The sequence below is a fragment of the Mesorhizobium sp. M0051 genome (genome assembly GCF_040323235.1).
In the GTDB taxonomy this organism is placed as follows: Bacteria; Pseudomonadota; Alphaproteobacteria; order Rhizobiales; family Rhizobiaceae; genus Mesorhizobium.
Map to the genome: position 1 here is coordinate 1 of NZ_JAMYUT010000091.1, position 1,115 is coordinate 1,115.

1 protein-coding gene is annotated in these 1,115 nt (G+C 57.8%); it reads left to right on the forward strand.

Annotation, left to right across the window (positions count from 1 at the left end):
* Positions 1 to 141 precede the first annotated feature (141 nt).
* Complete coding sequence (gene purU / locus NKJ90_RS33345; protein WP_352487775.1) at positions 142 to 1,026, forward strand: formyltetrahydrofolate deformylase; 885 nt, start codon at positions 142 to 144, stop codon at positions 1,024 to 1,026.
* The last annotated feature ends 89 nt before the right edge of the window (positions 1,027 to 1,115 follow it).

Sequence of the window (1,115 nt, forward strand, 5' to 3'; positions counted from 1 at the left end):
GTTTGCATCAACCGCGGTTAACTCCGGACCCAAAATACGACGTTGGCATAGCGGAGAAGCTCCATTTGTGACAGCAAAAGTCGACGTTTCCGAGGACATGCCATTGCCAGCAAAAAGCCCGCTATTTCTAATGAGTTTGAAATGACGCACTACGTACTAACCGTCTCATGCATATCGGCTCGCGGCATCGTTGCTGCGATTGCGACCTTCCTGGCCGGCCAGGGCTGTAACATTGTCGACAGTTCGCAGTTCGACGATCTCGACACCGGCAAGTTCTTCATGCGCGTCTCCTTCATCTCCGAGGAGCGTGTCGGCCAGGCCGATTTGGCGAAAGGCCTGAAGCCGATCGCCGAAAAGTTTGCGATGGATGCTGAGATCCACGATGCCACCAAGCGCATGAAGGTGCTGCTGATGGTCTCGCGCTTCGGCCATTGTCTGAACGACCTGCTCTACCGCTGGAAAATCGGCGCGCTGCCCATCGACATCGTCGGCGTCGTCTCCAACCATTTCGATTACCAAAAGGTCGTCGTCAACCACGACATCCCCTTCCATCACATCAAGGTGACGAAGGAGAATAAGCCGCAGGCGGAGGCGCAGATCCTCGAGCTGGCCGAGCACACCGGCAGCGAGCTGATCGTGCTTGCCCGCTACATGCAGGTCTTGTCCGACGAGATGTGCAACAAGATGTCCGGCCGCATCATCAACATCCATCATTCCTTCCTGCCGAGCTTCAAGGGCGCCAACCCCTACAAGCAGGCCTATGAGCGCGGCGTTAAGCTGATCGGGGCAACGGCACACTACGTCACTACCGATCTCGACGAAGGCCCGATCATCGAGCAGGACACGGTGCGCGTCACCCATGCGCAGTCAGCCGAGGACTACGTCTCGATGGGCCGCGACGTCGAAAGCCAGGTGCTGGCGCGCGCCATACACGCGCATATCCACCACCGCACTTTCATCAACGGCAAACGAACCGTCGTCTTTCCGGCAAGCCCGGGAAGCTACGCTTCTGAGCGCATGGGCTAAGCGACGACGCACACCATCGACGGCAAACAGGTGGCGGCAACCGTCATTGAAGCGGTGATGCAAGCGGCTTCTGATCTCGAGCGAACAAA